We start from the raw sequence: 16,778 nt of genomic DNA on the forward strand, positions 1-16,778 counted from the left end.
CGGGCCCTGTCCTGCTGACAGTATCCGCCGCGCCGACTTGTTTTCACCATTTGCTCGCGGTCGGTCCGGCGAATACCGGGTGTTGCTGGCGCCACGGAGATCGGTGCCCCGAACAGCGAAGGCGTTGTCCGTCGCGGTCGTGCTCCGGCTCGGGACTGGGTGGTGAGATTGCGCCATTGTGCTTGCCGGACTCTCAGTCGCACTGATATGCGTTCTGTGCACGTGGTCTTGGATCTGGAACCTTGTGGCACTCACTGTCGTTGCTGACCTGGGTGGTGCAGGTGAGCGACTTCTACATGCAACGTGGACCCGTTGGCCGAACTAGCGTCCCGCGTCAGAAATTCTTGAGATATATTTGGCGAGGGAATCGAGGATCTCCTCGGCGGTCTTATGCAAGACGAACGGCTTCGGGTCGTCGTTCCAGGTCTTGATCCAGTTGCGAACGTCTTTCCCCAGTGCTGCAACGCTTTTGTGTACACCACGGCGGAGCAGCTGATCGGTCAGGAATGCGAACCATCGCTCGACCTGATTAATCCAGGAAGACCCGATCGGGCTGAAGTGGACTGAAAACGTGGGTGCTTGGCCAGCCTGTCGCCCACTGCCGGTGTTTTGTGGGTGGCCAGGTTGTCGCAGGCGAGATGCACGTCCAACTTGTCGGGGCCTTGTCGATCGCAGTGAGGAACTTCTTGAACTCCACGGCCCGGTGACGTCAATGAAGCTCGGAGATCACTGTGCCGTCGGCGATGTTGAACGCCGCGACTCCCCAAGGACTACGTCGAGGGAGGTACCCCCAGGCTGGTGACGCCGCTGCGGGCGTAGTCATGACTGCGCCCGTTCCGGCATGCCGGGCATTATCGGCAGCACCGGCTGAGAACGGTTCAATGCCTGCATCTGGCTCTTCCGCCGGGCGCCGTCGGTGAGCTCTACCTCGCCACCCCGGCGCTCGCGCGGGGCTATCACCGGCGCCACGGCCTGACCGCCGCACGGTTCGTCGCCGCCCCGTTCGGCCGCCGCGGGTCCCGGATGTTCCGCACCGGGGACGTGGTCCGGTGGACGAACACGGGGACGCTCGAGTTCCTGGACAGGGCGGACGACCAGATCAAGATCCGCGGATTCCGTGTCGAGCTCGGCGAGATCGACGCCACACTGACCGCACAACCGGGCGTCACGTTCGCGGCGACGGTGCTGCACCGGAACCCGGCAGGCAACCCGAACCTGGTGTCCTACATCATGGCCGAGCCGGACACCTCGATCGATCGTGAACTGATGACAGCGCAGCTGGCACGATTCCTGCCCGACTACATGGTCCCGAAATCGATCATGCTGTTGAATTCGATCCCGCTGACACCGACGGGGAAGCTCGACCGGGCTGCGCTCCCGCTGCCGGAGTTCGGCTCGGGCTCGGTGCCTCATCGCGACCCGTCGACGCCGGCCGAGCGTCGGGTCGCGCGAGTGTTCGCCCAGGTTCTCGGTGTGGACGCGGTCGGTGCCGACGATTCGTTCTTCGACCTCGGCGGCGACTCGCTGTCGGCGATCCGGGTGGTCGCGCGGATCAACGCCGAGCTCGGCACCGGCATGGGCGTGCGCGACCTCTTCGACGCACCGACGGTCGCCGCACTGGCGCTGAGGGTCGCGGAGGCCTGCGCACAGTCGCCGGCCATCCGCCCGCAGCGCGGGCCGACGGTGGGTGCCACACCGCTGCCCGCGCTCGTGCCGCTGTCCCCGTCGCAATTCTTCATCGACCGCACCGTCGTGGAACCGGCTCTCCACAACATCCCCTTCACCGTGCGCGTGCGCGGCGAATTCGACGCCGATGCCCTGCGCTCGGCGATGGCGGACGTCGTCGGCAGACACCGGGCCCTGCGGACCGTGTTCCCCGACTCGCCGTCGGGGCCGTACCAGCACGTGCTCGACGTGGTCGACGCGATGCCCGACCTCGGTCCGGTGGTGACGAGTGCGGCGGACGCGGACGCCCGGACGACGGACCTGCTGTCCGCCGGATTCGACGTGCGGCGGGACCCGCCGCTGCGCGCCCGGCTGTTCCGGCTCGGCGATCGCGACCACCTGCTCGCGTGCGTCCTCCACCACATCGCCGCCGACGGCTGGTCGCTCGCGCCGCTGGCACGGGATCTCGCGGACGCCTACGGTGCCCGGTCTGCGGGCGGGTCGCCCGACTGGGAGCCCCCGACCGCGACGTATGCGGACTACACCGTGTGGCGGCGGGCGTTGCTCGGCGACGAGGACGACCCGGCGAGTGTCGCGTCGAAGCAGATCGCCCACTGGGCGAAGGAACTGTCGGGGCTGCGCGGGGAGCTTGCGCTGCCCACCGACCGCCCGCGGCCGGAGCAGTGGACGTACCGGGCGGGGCGACTTCCGTTCTCGCTCGACGAGCATGCGCATCGAGGCCTGCTGGCCACCGCGCACGAGCACCACGCCAGCCTGTTCACGGCGCTCAGGTCGGCAGTGGCGATCCTGCTCGCCCGCCTCAGCGGAGATCCCGACATCGCGATCGGCACCCCGATCGCGGGTCGGGGAGACCCGGCGCTCGACGACGTGGTGGGCATGTTCGTCAACACGCTGGTTCTGCGGACCCGGGTCGACCCGAGCATGACGCTGTGCGACATCGTCGAAGGATCCCGGGGCGTGGAACTTCGCGCGCTGGCGAACGCCGACGTGCAGTTCGAACGACTCGTGCAGGTACTCGACCCGCCGCGGTCGCCGTCCCTGCACCCGCTGTTCCAGGTTGCGCTGTCGCTGAACAACTTCGCGCCCGCCACCCTCAACGCGTCCGGGCTCGACTTCGAGGTCACTCCGCGTCCGCTCGACATCGCCAAGTGCGATCTGCACTTCCACTTCACCGAACGTCACGACGTCGACGGGAGGCCCGCGGGAATCGACGCCGAACTGGTGTATTCCGCCGACCTCTACGACGCATCCACCGCACAGGGGTTCGTCGACACGCTGCACACCGTCGTCGACCCGATCGGTAGGTGAGCGGGCATCGGACGTGGTAGAGATGCCTGATGAGAGGCTTGCGGAGATCGATTCTGGTGTCACTGGTCGGCGGCGCCGTGCTCCTCGCGCCCGCCGCCTGCTCCGACCAATCCGGCACGGCGGTGAGTGAGCCGTCGACCGTGTCCGACGCGGGACCGTCCACGACCGACCCGGCGACCGGTTCGGCGACACCGGCGGGTGCGCCCTACACGGAGTCCGAACTGCAGGTCACCGGTTCCACCGGCCGCGTCCGCTACGACGTGCTCATCCCGCAGATCGAGGGCGGCGACCCGGCGGTCACCGCCGAGTTCAACGAATCGATGCGCGCCGCGCTCCAGGACCAGATCGACGGCTCGGGAACCGACGCGTTCACGCTGAGCAGCCAGGAACACAGCGTGGCGCACATCGGTGAGCACGTGATCAGTGGGCTGCTCGTGACGTCCTGGAACGCAGATCCGCCCGGGGCGCATCCCACGCCGATCGTCGCGACGGTGGTGGTGAACTCCGACACGGCCGCACCGATCACGCTCGGCGACCTCTTCCCCGACCTGCCTGCCGGGCTGCAGGCGCTGTCGGACAGTTCCGCGCGCCTGCTCCCCGAGACGGTCGCCGGACCGGACTTCGATCGGTCGGGCATCGAGCCGACCGAGGCGAACTTCGCCAACTGGCTGGCCACCCCGGCGGGCATGGAGATCCACTTCAACGACTACCAGGTGGGACCGCACGCCATCGGACTCGTCACCGTCACGGTGCCGTGGGACGACCTCGCGGACGTGATCGACCCCGAACTGGCTCCCGTCGTGTCGAGTTAGACATCCCAGGGCTGTAAATCGTCAAGCGGCGTGGGCGGTGCGACGGTGGTCCCAGGCAATGTGTTCGTCGTAGTGGGTGCGGTGGCGGAGGCAGCCGTGGAGGATGCCGGCCCCGCTCCCCGCGGGCGCCGTTGCTCGAAGAGGACATTCTGACCATCGTCGGATCGGCCCGGCAGGCTGTTACCGGCTGGGCATCGGACTCTCCCAAGACTTCCCGGCTCGGCGCTGCATACGTAAGAAGCCGCACTCTCCGGTTCGTCGAGGGGCGACGAGGTGCGTGAGAAGGCGCTGACCCGCACGGACCTGTGCCGGCAGTGGATACCCGCGGCGGAGCTGCGGATAGGCTCCGCCGCGGTCCTGCGTCGCTACGTGTTCGTGCTGAGCTCTTCGGCGGCAACGCCTTCGAGTGAACGGTTGGTGGTACGGGGTCCGAATGCCGAGACGACGAGTGCGAATGCGATGTAGCAGGCCGCGGCTGTGATCATCACGCCGCCGAGACCCCAGCTGCCGTAGAGCGCCGCACCCAGGACACCCGAAACGGCGCCGCCGAACCGTCCGACGCCGATGATGATCCCGCTTCCGATGCCGCGCGCTCCCGTGGGAATCGCTTCGGGGATGTAGGCGTAGAACACGGTGAGGACGAGTCCGGTGGTGATGGCTGCGGCGCCGCCGGCTGCCGTGACGATCCAGCTGCTGGTCGACATGCCCAGCAGCAAGAACGGAAGCACGCTGACGAGGGAGGTGACGAGGATCAGGGTTTTGCGTTCCACCTTGTCCATGACCAGGAGTGCCACCAGGGGGGTGACGCAGTAGACCATGTTCCATACCAATTGGACTTCGTACGCGTGGGTTTCCGAGTAGCCGAGACCGTTGATGAGCGCGTAGAGCGCCCAATTGCCGAACAGGTAGTAGCCCAGGGTGGCACCGAAGTAGCCCAGGGATACGACGGTGATGACGCGGAGCACCCGACGGTTCCCGAGGATCTGGCGGAGTGACAGCTGCTCGGTGTCGGTGCCGACGACCACCGGCGGGTCACTGAGCGGTCCGCGGCGGCGGGCGCGGGCCTCGAGCTTCTCCACGATCTGTTCGGCCGTGTCGATCTGGCCGCGCGAGACGTACCAGCGGACCGATTCCGGCAGGATCAGTCGCGCAAGGGGAGCGATCAGCAATCCGACACTGCCGATGATGAACAGATGCCTCCACGTGTCGGGCCCGCCGCCCGGGATCGTGAACAGCGCGAGCAACGCGACAAGCGGGGCGACGATCACGAATCCCGTCGTCAGGATCGATACGAACCGGCCACGTGTCTTGCTCGGGAACATTTCGGCGACGTACACCAGCAGGACCGATGTCGCCGCCTGCACACCGACCCCGGTGACGAAGCGCGCGAGGATCATTGCCTCGAAGTTCGGTGCGAACGCGGTTGCGAGTGCCCCAAGCGAATAGAGGACCGTGGACCACACGAGGACCTGCCGCCGGCCGAGCCGGTCGGACAGCCACCCGCCGGCCAATGCGCCCGCTACCATCCCGACGAAGAAGGCGCTGCTGACGGTACCGAGCTGCCCCAGGCTCAGGCCGGTGCTGTCTGCGATTGCCGGCATCGTGTAAGCGAACAGGGCGTTGTCGTAGTACTCGAGTGCCAGATTGACGGCCAGTATCGAAATCCAGATGATGTGTGGCGCCATGACCGGCAGGCGGTCGAGCCGGGCAGGAACGTCCAGAGATTTCCTCGTGCGGACATTTTCGTCCGCAGAATCCAACAGATCCATTGTTATGCCTTTCGTGCGACGGCATTTCGCCCTTGCGGACGAGGAGAAGGGAGGAGGTGACACACGTGCCTCGTGGCGCGGGAAGCGTTGTATCCGATCGACTCGGTTCGAGGCCGTCACGTCAGAGTGACACGGATCACTGTATCCCCGGAGGATGTTTTGCACAACGGATGTTCTGTGAAGTCTGTGACACAATCGAAGAGTGCTGAAGAAGCAGATCGGACAGGCGAGCGGTAACGGCGACACCGAGTTGCCGTCGCGGCGGGGCCGCCCACCGGGGGACCCCGAGGTGAAGCGTGCAGAGTTGCTGAAGGCGGCGACATCGGTGATCGCGCAGGAGGGCTACGCCAGCGCATCGCTGCGCAAGGTGGCCCAACGAGCGGGGTACACCACCGGGGCGGTGACCTACTACTTCGCGAACAAGGAAGAACTGATCCTCGCGTTGATCGAGAGCCGGTTCGACCGCTACGACGCGATGATCGACGACATCCAGGCAGACACCGCCATCGAAGGGCTCTTCGAACGTTGGCTGCGGCTGACCACCGGTGACCCGGAATTCTGGCCGGTGATGTCGGAACTGCTCGCGCACGCACGGCACGACCCGAAGCTCGCTGCGGTCTACAAGCAGCGCTACGCGCGATTCCGCGATGTGTACACCTCGATCCTCGCTGCCGGGCAAGCGCGGGGCACCGTCCGGGACGACATCCCCGCGGACTTGCTCGCCGACCAATTGAGCGCCATGGGCGACGGCTGGGCGCTGCTGTTCCCTCTCGAACCGGAGAGGTTCACTCCGAGCCGGGTCAAGGAACTCGTCGCCGCCGCCATCGCATTGATCGCCCCGGTCCCCGGCACGCCGCGCTAGCCGGGTGCCCCGGCTGGTACGGTGACCGCCCGCACCAGCCGGATACCGCGCTTCCGGTGGCGACGTCTATGGGCTCCGATCAGCGTGTTGCGTTGGCCAGTGCTCGTGCGATCTCGCGGGCTGTCCTGGTGCCGGTCTCGATCGCACCGTCGATGCCGCCGATTCCGATCTCGGCGATGTCGCCACCAGCGAAGTGGATGTGGCCGTGAGGATCCCGCATCCGCGGCACCGCCTGGGTGAGGTTCCCCGGTCGGTGGTGAACCCACGCGCCCTGGGAGAACTCGTCGGCCACCCAGTCGTGACAGGCGGTGTCGACCACCTCGATGTCGGGGACGAACAGCCGGAGCGCGCGTTGCACCGCTTCGCGATCTCGGCCGTCGATAGCGGAGGCGTCGGAGCAGAAACACACGACCAGCGTGTCACCCTCGTGCCGGTACTCCACCCGGGCGGTGTTGATCGGATGCTGCCCGGCCGGGGCGAGGGCGGCGAAGGCTTCGATCTCACCCTTGATCCGCGCCCAGATCTTGACGGTTTTCATCGGGTGCTTCTGATCGACCATCGTGCGGACCTGCTCGGCGAGTGCAGGGGTGATGGTCACATCGCCGAGCGTGTTGAGCGGGACCGCGGAGACCACGTACCGCGCGCGCAGGGTGTCGCCCGTACGGGTGGTGAGCACGGCTCCCCATTCGGCATCTTCGATCGCCGTCACCGGAGTGGACAAGCGCAATTCGGCCGTCGACTCACCGTTGATCGCGTCGAGCAGCCGTTTGGTCCCGCCCACGATCGGCCAGTGGCCGGCCGCTTCCTTGAACGCGTCCCAATGGCCGCAACTGATCGAAGCCCACCACAGGAACTGCGCAATGCCCTGCTCGCTCTCGGAGTGGACCAGCGACGACATCGCGCCCGCGAGCACATCGCGATCATGGGGGGACAGGTTCAACGAGTCGATTCGGTCGGCCAGTGTCTGCTTTTCGATCACGCCGGTATCTGCGGCGGCGATATCGCTCGGTCGCGGAAACCACTCCCGCGAATCCGACAGACAACGAGCAGTCAGCGGGTCGGCGACGCCCGCGTACTCGGCTGAGGTTCCGGAGTGCACGACTCCGTCTGCGAGCCAGTAGATCTTCGTGAGTTCCAAGGGTGTGGCCAGGCCGAGGCCGTAGCGCCTGAGTTCGTGCCAGACGTGCGCCTGAGTCCAGTGCACATAGGTGCCACCGAATTCCACCGACCGGCCGAACGCATCACCGAGAAACGTTCGGCCGCCGATTCTGTCGCGCGCCTCGAGCAACACGACCGAGTGGCCGTCGAGGCTGAGATCCCTGGCCGCGGTCACACCGGCAAAGCCGGCACCGACTACTGCAACGTCGAAAATTTCCTTCACGAGAAACCTCTCAGGGTTCGGGCACCAGATGGTGACGGGATGAGCGGACTCAGCCGCGACGGTCGGTGAACCGGTCCGCCATCCACGCCAGCTTGATCGTGTGCGAGTTGACCAGTCCGGGAGCGAATTTCGGTTTCGCCCGCCACACAGCTCTCAGGTCGTCGTGCATGTCCTTGCCGCAGATGTAATCGGCCACAAGACTTCCGAGATACGGTGCTTGAGCCAAACCGTGGCCGTTGCAGGCGCTGTTGTAGACGACCCGCGGAGACGCATATCCGGCTACCGGCAAGACCGACGGTGTCATGCCGATCCATCCAGCCCACGCCTTCGCCGGCTGGACATCGTGCAATGTGGGAAACCGTGTGCGGAATGCCCGTACCAGGTCGGCGACGATCGCTTGATCAGGTTGGCGGTCGTCGATCTTTCCACGCGTCGTCTGGAGCTTTCGGGTGGTGACGACAATCGTGCCGCGGGCTGTGGTTCGATAGCTCTCCATCACCATGTGCCTGGTCACCATCGGGGTGCGGCTCGTCCAGCCGGCCGCGTCGAGAAGGCCGGGCGCCACCTGCTCGGTCTCGATGGCGGTCACCCGCACAGGGGTGGCGAGCCATCGCGGGGTGATCGACAATTCGTTCGCGTGAGCGTTGTTCGTCAGCACCACCTTCTCGGCGTGGACGAGACCACCGGACGTGTCGAGCGTGACCGAGTTGCCCGTGTCTGTGACGTCGAGGACCCGACTCTGCTCGAACGTCGTGACATCCGATGCCAGGACCGCATCGCGGATACCGAGAGCGAACGTGCCCGGATTCATGATCCCGCCGATGCGCGCGTAGATGCCGCCCAGGAAGGCATCCGGAACGCCCATGTCACGACCGTCGACAATCACCGAGTCCATGCCGGCGTCGATAAGTATCCGGGCGCCGGCTTTCACCGCCTCGAGCTGGGACGGTGTCACGGCAGAAGCGAGAATGCCGGTTTGCTCGTAGTCGCAGTCGATCGAATGATGGTCCATCAGGTCTTCGGTGAAGCGAACCGCAGAGTCGGCGAAGCGCACCAAGCCGCGGAAACGATCCCGGTAGTACTTCGCGAGGATGCGTGGGTCGCTTCCCACGGCGCTCGACAGGTAGCCCGCATTGCGCGCGCTCGCGCCCCAGCCGCAGAGGTCGGATTCCAGTAGGGCGACGTCACGACCATGTTCGGCAAGTCGCAGCGCCGTGAGCATCCCGCCCACGCCACCACCGACCACGGCGATGTCACAATGGTGCTCGCCCTGAAAGGGCGCCGCGAGATGCGTGGGACGGTCGACCCAGCCCGTGTGCGGGTAGTACTGCATCGGCGAGGTGAGAGTCTTCATCGCGTTCCGTGCGTTCTGCCCAATTCGTGCCGCTGCCGGGCCGCGACGGCGACGACGCGGATCTCGACGACGAACTCCGGCCGGGCGAGCTGAGTGACGCCGACTCCGGTCCACGACGGGTACGGCTCGCCGATGTACTGATCCTTCACCGCCCCGAAGCCCGGGCCGTCCCCGTGCAGATCGGTGTGGAAGGTCGTCAACTCGACGATGTCGTCCAGAGATGAACCCGCCTCTTCCAGAACCTGTTTGACGCCTTCGAACGCCAGTCGTGCCTGGGCCTGCGGATCTTCGGGAATCTCGCCGGTGGCACGGTCGAGACCTACTTGCCCGGACACCCAGATGAGGTTTCCGGCCCGGGTCGCCTGCGAAAAGTGCAGCCGCTCGTACGTGGCCACGGTGGTGTCGAGATTGATCGCTTCGCGCTTCATGGTCTTCGTGTCGTCCTCTGCTCGCGGGGTGGTCATCGGAGCTGGCGGAAGATCGGCGAGCGGAACGGGTCGCCGTCGTCGAGCTTGGCCATCTCCTCCTTGAACAGCGCCCCGTTACGGGCGTAGTGCGGGTTCGATTCGGGCAGAACACGAAACGTTGCGTCGTCACCGAAAAATCGGAGGACCAGGGTGTGGCGTGTCGGAGTCTCCCGATCGACGCCCGCGCCGCCGTGCAGCGACGAGGGGTGCAGTGCGACGATGTCGCCTGGTTCGACCGTCCACGACATGACATCCCAGGAATTGGGGTCCTGGGCGAGGTCGCGGTCGATGTGCGGCAGGCGGGGCAGCGTGCCGTCGCCGAATGCAGGGTCGGTCGGATCGTCCGCGTTCGAGAAGCTCGCGCCGTCGTACCTGACGCCGTGATGGCTGGCACGAATGATCTCCAAGGAGTTCTTCTTCGGGAGATTCTGAAAGCTGATCCAGGCGTTGCCCCAATGTTCGCCCGCCAGGGGCATCACGGAGGTGTCCTGGTGCCAGGGACCGCGACCGCTGGCGCCGCCGTCCTTGAGGAACACCTCTTCGGCGTAGTACCAGACGTGCTCGGAACCCCAGAGTTCGGCATACAGGTCCGCGAATGGCATCTGGGCCACCAGTTGGTCCAACTTGTCCTTGGCATGGGGGTTCGCATTGTCGATGTGCGTCTGCAACTCGGTGCCGTCGAGCCGGTTGAACACGTGTGGACCGGGGTTGGCGACGTTCCACAGAAATGCGTCGTGGAGTTCGCCCATCTGCTCTGGGTTCAGCCAGTTCTTGATCAGGGTCGCTCCGTCTTCGCGGAACTGCTGCTTGGTTGCCTCGTCGATCATGGTTGCTCCAACCCGTGGTTGTTGTCGTGACGAGCGTCACGGTAGGGGATCGACGCGATTAACACAACGGTTGTTGTGAGAATTGCTGAAATTCTAATAACAACCGTTGTCTGAAAAGGCTCGGGATTGTAGACTGACGTACGCCCCTACAGGGCGGGGCGGAGAAGACGCCCGCGGTTCGGCGGCACGGGCAGGCATCGACATCAGAAGCCTCCACTCGCCCAGCTCGCTGATCGACCCACGTCAGCCGCTGCCCGACCGCTCACCGGGAACGAACCTGTGGTTGCCCGGGTGCTCCGACCTACCGTCCCAGACAGGCCTTTGCTGCCGAAATGTGTCTGTCGAATGGGAGAGGAGCGCGCCCGTGAGTGCACGCACCGAAGTTGATGCTCGGGCGAATCGGATCTGCGACGTGGACGCGGTCGTCGTCGGCGCGGGATTCGCGGGTCTGTACGCCGTCCACAAACTGCGGAGCCTGGGCCTGACGGTCCAGGGTGTCGAGGCCGCGGACGGCGTCGGCGGAACCTGGTACTGGAACCGCTATCCCGGCGCCCGGTGCGACGTGGAAAGCGTCGACTACTCGTACTCGTTCTCGCGGGAACTCGAGCAGGAGTGGGACTGGAGCGAGAAGTACGCCACCCAGCCCGAGATCCTGGCGTACATCGATCACGTCGCGGACCGGTTCGACCTCCGCGACCGTTTCCTGTTCGGCACCCGCGTGACGTCCGCGGAACTGGACGAGGAGACGCTGCGGTGGGAGGTGCGCACCGACCGCGGCGACATCCTGTCCGCGCGGTACTGCGTCTTCGCGACCGGGGCGCTGTCCACCGCGAACATGCCGAACATCCCGGGCCGCGAATCCTTCACGGGCGAAACGCATCACACCGGGCACTGGCCGCACCAGGGGGTCGACTTCACCGGCAGGCGGGTCGGGATCATCGGCACCGGATCCTCGGGCATCCAGTCGATTCCCGAGATCGCCGAGCAGGCCGATCACCTGTACGTGTTCCAGCGCAGCGCCAACTACAGCGTCCCCGCGGGCAACGAGACGTGGGACGACGAGATGCGGCGCGCGATCAAGGCCGGGTACGACGAGCGCAGGCGACTGTCCCGGGAGAGCGGCGGCGGGTCACCGTACAACGCGCACCCGAAGTCGGCACTGGAGGTGTCCGAGGAGGAACGCCGCGACGCCTACGAGACGCGCTGGAAGCTTGGCGGGGTGCTGTTCGCGAAAACCTTTCCGGACCAGACGAAGACCGAGGCCGCCAACGCAACGGCGCGGGAGTTCGCGGAGGAGAAGATCCGCCGCCTCGTCGACGACCCCGCGGTCGCGGACAAGCTGATCCCGAACGATCACCCCATCGGGACCAAACGGATCGTCACCGACACCCACTATTTCGAAACGTACAACCGGCCGAACGTCACCCTGGTGGATCTCAAGGCGGCGCCGATCGAGTCGATCACCCCGTCGGGTGTCACCACCGCCGATGCCGACTACGGACTCGACACGCTGGTGTTCGCCACCGGATTCGACGCCATGACCGGAGCCCTCGACCGCATGCGGATCGTCGGCCGGAACGGCGTGTCTCTCGCCGAGTACTGGAGTGAGGGACCGAAAACCTATCTGGGTCTGGGTGTTCCGGGGTTCCCGAACCTGTTCGTCGTGACGGGGCCGGGCAGCCCGTCGGTGCTGGCGAACATGGTGCTCGGCGCCGAGCAGCACGTCGACTGGATCGCGGACTGCATCGCACACCTGTGGGAGAAGGACTACGACGCGGTCGAGGCGTCGGTGCCGGCCACCGAGCAGTGGGTGGAGCACTGCCGCGAGCTTGCCGCACAGACCCTGTTCCCGCTGGCGAACTCCTGGTACATGGGGGCCAACATTCCGGGCAAACCGCGTGTGTTCATGCCGTACCTCGGGGGCTTCGGCGCGTACGGGCGGATCTGCGCCGACGTCGCAGAGGAGGGGTTCCGCGGGTTCGAATTCAGCCGGTCCCGCACGAGGCTCGCCGACCCGGTGGGGTAGTTGCGCAGGCATTGGTCAGCCGCGCAGGCAATTGCCTGCGCGGCTGACTAATTCGTGGGATTCTGGTCGTTCGTGGGATGGGGGGCGCGCTCAGTCGGGCAGGGCGTACGTGGCCCAGGCCCGGGCGAGCACGTCCCCGTCGAGCGTGCACGTGACGGTGACGTCGGTCATGCGCACGCCGTCCTGGACGTACGTCTGCTGCAACGAAGACGTGAACTCCGCCTCGGACGGCACGGCCCGCCGGATGCGGGTGCGGAACCTGCGGAGGTCACCGGGAAACTGCTCGGCGCAGTGGCGCTCGAGCAGGTCGGCCGACCGGTCGTCCTGTGTCGCGGCGCCGGTGAAGCTGTTCGTCCAGAACTCGAAGACCAACTGCTCGTCGCGGTTGCGGAAGCGGATCAGCAGGTCGTGGTCGTCCAGCCGGTGGATCCGAGGGAACAGGGCGTCGTCCGCGGTCGGGTGTGGTCGCAGCAGCAGGAAGTCCTGCTCGACGGCCGCGCCCGGTTGGGGTGCGACGACCACCCCGTCCGGGAGGGCGTCGGCGCAGAGCCGGCGGATCTCCGCTGTGCACGGCTGCGAAGAGATGAGTGCGGCCATCGTTCCTCCCAAATCACGGGGTCTGTAGTCCGCACGGTAGTCGCCGCGGCCGGGAAACGGGGGCCGTGGTCCCTGTGATCGGGACGCCGAAATCCCGCCGTGACGACTCGCTGCGAAAGCCTCTCGCTCAGTGGGAGAGTCGGGTACCGCAACGGACCGTGTGCGCCGACTATGAGCTACACCACACCCCGAGGGTGTTCTTGACGTACAGCGAGGCGGAGGTAGACATGGCGCGCAACAGTGCCGTTGACGGCGACGAAGTCCGGATGATCGAAGTGGGATCGGCACCAACGCGTTTCGCGCGAGGGTGGCACTGCCTGGGTCTGGCGAAGACCTTCAGGGACGGCACCCCGCACCAGATCGACGCGTTCGGCACGTCGCTGGTGGTGTTCGAGACGTCCGACGGCACCCTCAGTGTGCTCGACGCCTACTGCCGCCACATGGGTGGCAACCTGGCGCACGGCACCGTGAAGGGCGACTCCATCGCCTGCCCGTTCCACGACTGGCGCTGGGGCGGCAACGGCAAGTGCACCGGAATCCCGTATGCGCGGCGCGTCCCGCCGCTGGCACGGACCCGGGCCTGGACGACCATCGAGCGCAACGGGCAGCTCTACGTCTGGAACGACCCGCAGGGCAACCCGCCGCCCGCCGACGTGACGATTCCCGAGATCGAGGGATTCGGCTCCCCGGAATGGACCGACTGGACCTGGAATTCGCTGCTCGTCGAGGGTTCGCACTGCCGCGAGATCGTCGACAACGTGGTCGACATGGCGCACTTCTACTACGTCCACTTCTCGTTCCCGCGCTACTTCAAGAACGTCTTCGAAGGGCACGTGGCCACCCAGTACATGCAGTCGACGCCCCGCCACGACATCTCGGTGGGCACCAGCTACGACGACCCCAATTCCACGCTGCGCTCGGACGCGTCGTATTTCGGCCCGTCCTACATGATCGACAAGCTGTGGAGCGAGGCGAACGGCATGATGATCGAGACGGTGCTGATCAACTGCCATTACCCGGTCAGCGCCGATTCGTTCGTCCTGCAGTGGGGCGCCATGGTGAAGAAGCCCGAGGGGCTGTCGGACGAGATGGCGAACGGCATGGCGGCCCAGTTCGCCGAGGGCGTGGAGCTCGGGTTCAAGCAGGACGTCGACATCTGGCTGAACAAGTCGCGCATCGACAACCCGCTGCTGTCGGAGGAGGACGGGCCGGTGTACCAGCTTCGCCGCTGGTACCAGCAGTTCTACGTGGACGTCGAGGACATCACCGAGGACATGACCAAGCGCTTCGAATTCGAGATCGACACCACCCGGGCAGTGCAGAGCTGGGAGGCGGAGGTTGCCGACAACCTCGCCAACGGCGTCGTCCCGCTCGACACCAACGCCTGAGCCGGCTCAGAGAAGAAGGACACGACAGATGACCCACGAGGTTCTCGACAACATCATGGCGATCGCGGACCAGCTCCGCGATCAGGCGCCCGAGGCCGAGCGGATCGGCCGGCTGCCCGACGAGACGGCGAAGAAGCTCCGCGAGGCGGGCCCGATCAAGCTCCTCCAGCCGGGCACGTACGGCGGGTTCGAGGCGCATCCGCGGGAGTTCGCGGAGACGGTGATGGCCGCGGCGTCGCTCGACCCGGCCACGGGATGGGTGTGCGGCATCGTCGGGGTGCACCCCTGGCAGTTGGCGTTCGCCGACCCGAAGGTGCAGGAGGAGGTGTGGGCGGCCGACTCCGACACCTGGATGGCCTCGCCGTACGCGCCGACCGGGATCGCGACTCCCGTCGACGGCGGCTACCTGTTCAGCGGACGCTGGCAGTTCTCCTCGGGCACCGATCACTGCGACTGGATCTTCCTCGGCGCGATGCTCGGCGACAAGGACGGCGCCATGGCGCTGCCGCCGAAGATGCTGCACATGATCCTGCCGCGCAGCGACTACGAGATCGTCGAGGACTCGTGGAACGTCGTCGGGCTCAAGGGCACCGGGTCCAAGGACATCATCGTCCAGAACGCCTTCGTCCCCGACTACCGGGTGATGGACGCCGACGAGGTCATGAACGGCACCGCGGTGCAGAAGTTCGGGCGCACCGAGACGCTGTACAACATGCCGTGGTCGACGATGTTCCCGCTCGGAATCTCCTCCGCCGTGGTGGGAATCGCGGAGGGCGCACTGGCCGCCCACCTCGACTACCAGCGCGACCGCGTCGGTGCGCAGGGCACCGCGATCAAGGACGACCCCTACGTGCTGTTCGCGGTGGGTGAGGCGGCGGCCGACATCAACGCCGCCCGGCAGGAACTGCTCGCCAACGTCGACCGGATCTGGGACCTCGTCGAGTCGGGCAAGGAGGTCACGTTCGAGGACCGCGCGGCCGGACGCCGCACCCAGGTGCGGGCGGCGTGGCGGGCGGTCACCGCCGTCGACCAGATCTTCGCCCGCTCGGGCGGCAACGCGCTGCGCATGGACAAGCCCCTGCAGCGGTACTGGCGGGACGCGCACGCCGGCCTGGCGCACGCGATCCACGTGCCGAGCACCGTGTACCACGCATCGGCGCTCAGTTCCCTCGGCCTCGACCCGGCCGACAACCTCAAGTCGATGATCTGACCGTCGCCGGCACACGAAAACAGCAGAAGGACAACACATGACAGACATCAAGGGCCTGGGCTACGTCAAGATCCAGACCAACGACCTGGAGCGCTGGCGCACGTTCGCGTTCGACGTCCTCGGATTCGCCGAGGGGTCGGGACCGGACGAGGACGCCCTCTACCTCCGCATGGACGAGCGGGCGGCGCGCATCGTGATCGTGCCGGGGGAGACCGACGAGGTCGTCACCATCGGGTGGGAGGTCCGCGACCATGCGGGCCTGGTCCGCGTCCAGGAGGCGGTCGAGGGCGCAGGCATCGCCGTCAAACCGCTGTCGGTGGAAGAGGCCGACGCGCGCCGCGTCGAGGAGGTCGTCACGTTCCAGGACCCGACGGGCGCGACGATCGAGATCTTCCACGGCGCCGTCCTCGACCACAGCCCGGTGGTCACCCCGTTCGGCGCGAAGTTCGTGACCGGGGCGCAGGGCCTCGGCCACGTCGTGCTGCCGGTGATGGACTTCGGGGGAGCGTTCGACTTCTACACCGAGGTGCTCGGCTTCCTGCCCCGCGGTGCGTTCCGGATCCCGGCCCCGCCGGAGTTCGGGCCGATGCGGGTGCGTTTCCTCGGCGTCAACGAGCGGCACCACAGCCTGGCGCTGTGCCCCGCACCGCACGGTGGTGCGCCGGGACTGGTGCACATCATGGTGGAGGTCGACACGCTCGACGCTGTCGGGCAGGCTCTCGACCGCGTCGTCAAGGACGGGTTCTCCGTCTCCTCGACGCTCGGTCGGCACACCAACGACAAGATGGTGTCGTTCTACGTGCGGGCGCCCGGCGGCTGGGACGTCGAGTTCGGCACCGAGGGCATGAAGGTGGACGAGAAGTACTACTCCGCGGAGGAGATCACCGCCGACAGTTACTGGGGACACGACTGGTCGGGGAGTGAGCCGCTGGCGGCGATGTAAGGGGTGTCCGGGCCCGGTGTGCGTATCCACTCGATGCGCGCACCGGGCCTTTCGGCTGTTCGGGGGCTGTGCCGCGAAGCACTATTGCAAATAGGTATATGCCTATTTATAGTAAGTGTCGCCAGTCACACAGCGCGGCGCCGCACCG

General features: G+C 66.4%; 13 protein-coding genes. 7 read left to right on the plus strand and 6 right to left on the minus strand.

The window, feature by feature from the left end:
* Positions 1 to 1,023: 1,023 nt before the first annotated feature.
* Positions 1,024 to 2,994 (plus strand): condensation domain-containing protein, encoded by a 1,971-nt coding sequence (locus tag JWS13_RS32760; protein WP_338050689.1) that lies wholly within the window; start codon positions 1,024 to 1,026, stop codon positions 2,992 to 2,994.
* A 29-nt stretch (positions 2,995 to 3,023) separates the two neighbouring features.
* On the plus strand, positions 3,024 to 3,806 hold the full coding sequence (locus JWS13_RS32765) for an RsiV family protein (protein WP_206009530.1): 783 nt from the start codon (positions 3,024 to 3,026) through the stop codon (positions 3,804 to 3,806).
* Positions 3,807 to 4,171: 365 nt separating this feature from the next.
* Here JWS13_RS32765 and JWS13_RS32770 read toward each other — a convergent pair whose 3' ends face one another.
* Positions 4,172 to 5,575, minus strand: a complete 1,404-nt coding sequence (locus tag JWS13_RS32770; RefSeq protein WP_206009531.1) for an MFS transporter — start codon at positions 5,573 to 5,575, stop codon at positions 4,172 to 4,174.
* Positions 5,576 to 5,777: 202 nt separating this feature from the next.
* Between JWS13_RS32770 and JWS13_RS32775 the strand changes: the two genes are divergently transcribed.
* Entirely contained in the window at positions 5,778 to 6,437 is a 660-nt protein-coding gene (locus JWS13_RS32775) for a TetR/AcrR family transcriptional regulator (protein ID WP_206009532.1), read from the plus strand.
* 79 nt (positions 6,438 to 6,516) lie between these two features.
* On the opposite strand, the gene JWS13_RS32780 is transcribed toward JWS13_RS32775, so the two are convergent.
* From JWS13_RS32780 to JWS13_RS32795, 4 genes are read right to left on the minus strand one after another with little or no spacing between them, the layout of a single operon-like run.
* The gene (locus JWS13_RS32780; protein ID WP_206009533.1) at positions 6,517 to 7,818 is read right to left on the minus strand and encodes a flavin monoamine oxidase family protein; all 1,302 of its coding nucleotides are present in this window, start codon (positions 7,816 to 7,818) and stop codon (positions 6,517 to 6,519) included.
* 49 nt (positions 7,819 to 7,867) lie between these two features.
* Complete coding sequence (locus JWS13_RS32785; protein ID WP_241032437.1) at positions 7,868 to 9,172, minus strand: NAD(P)/FAD-dependent oxidoreductase; 1,305 nt, start codon at positions 9,170 to 9,172, stop codon at positions 7,868 to 7,870.
* Entirely contained in the window at positions 9,169 to 9,636 is a 468-nt protein-coding gene (locus tag JWS13_RS32790) for a RidA family protein (protein WP_241032438.1), read from the minus strand. The genes JWS13_RS32785 and JWS13_RS32790 overlap by 4 nt, the downstream gene beginning before the upstream one ends.
* Positions 9,633 to 10,466, minus strand: a complete 834-nt coding sequence (locus JWS13_RS32795; RefSeq protein WP_206009542.1) for a phytanoyl-CoA dioxygenase family protein — start codon at positions 10,464 to 10,466, stop codon at positions 9,633 to 9,635. Before JWS13_RS32795 ends, JWS13_RS32790 begins: the two co-directional genes overlap by 4 nt.
* Positions 10,467 to 10,869: 403 nt before the next feature.
* Between JWS13_RS32795 and JWS13_RS32800 the strand changes: the two genes are divergently transcribed.
* Positions 10,870 to 12,492, plus strand: coding sequence for a flavin-containing monooxygenase (locus JWS13_RS32800; RefSeq protein ID WP_206011843.1), 1,623 nt, complete (start codon positions 10,870 to 10,872; stop codon positions 12,490 to 12,492).
* A gap of 90 nt (positions 12,493 to 12,582) precedes the next feature.
* Here the strand turns inward: JWS13_RS32800 and JWS13_RS32805 are convergent, their stop codons facing one another.
* Positions 12,583 to 13,089: a hypothetical protein gene (locus tag JWS13_RS32805; RefSeq protein WP_206009544.1), complete on the minus strand. Its 507-nt coding sequence runs from the start codon at positions 13,087 to 13,089 to the stop codon at positions 12,583 to 12,585.
* A 227-nt stretch (positions 13,090 to 13,316) separates the two neighbouring features.
* Here JWS13_RS32805 and JWS13_RS32810 point away from each other — a divergent pair, with 227 nt between their 5' ends.
* From JWS13_RS32810 to bphC, 3 genes are read left to right on the plus strand one after another with little or no spacing between them, the layout of a single operon-like run.
* Positions 13,317 to 14,477: a 3-ketosteroid-9-alpha-monooxygenase, oxygenase component gene (locus tag JWS13_RS32810; RefSeq protein WP_206009547.1), complete on the plus strand. Its 1,161-nt coding sequence runs from the start codon at positions 13,317 to 13,319 to the stop codon at positions 14,475 to 14,477.
* A gap of 28 nt (positions 14,478 to 14,505) precedes the next feature.
* Positions 14,506 to 15,687, plus strand: a complete 1,182-nt coding sequence (locus tag JWS13_RS32815) for an acyl-CoA dehydrogenase family protein (protein WP_206009548.1) — start codon at positions 14,506 to 14,508, stop codon at positions 15,685 to 15,687.
* A gap of 37 nt (positions 15,688 to 15,724) precedes the next feature.
* Positions 15,725 to 16,630 (plus strand): biphenyl-2,3-diol 1,2-dioxygenase, encoded by a 906-nt coding sequence (bphC, locus tag JWS13_RS32820; RefSeq protein ID WP_087558043.1) that lies wholly within the window; start codon positions 15,725 to 15,727, stop codon positions 16,628 to 16,630.
* The last annotated feature ends 148 nt before the right edge of the window (positions 16,631 to 16,778 follow it).

Source organism: Rhodococcus pseudokoreensis (assembly GCF_017068395.1).
GTDB lineage: Bacteria > Actinomycetota > Actinomycetes > Mycobacteriales > Mycobacteriaceae > Rhodococcus_F > Rhodococcus_F pseudokoreensis.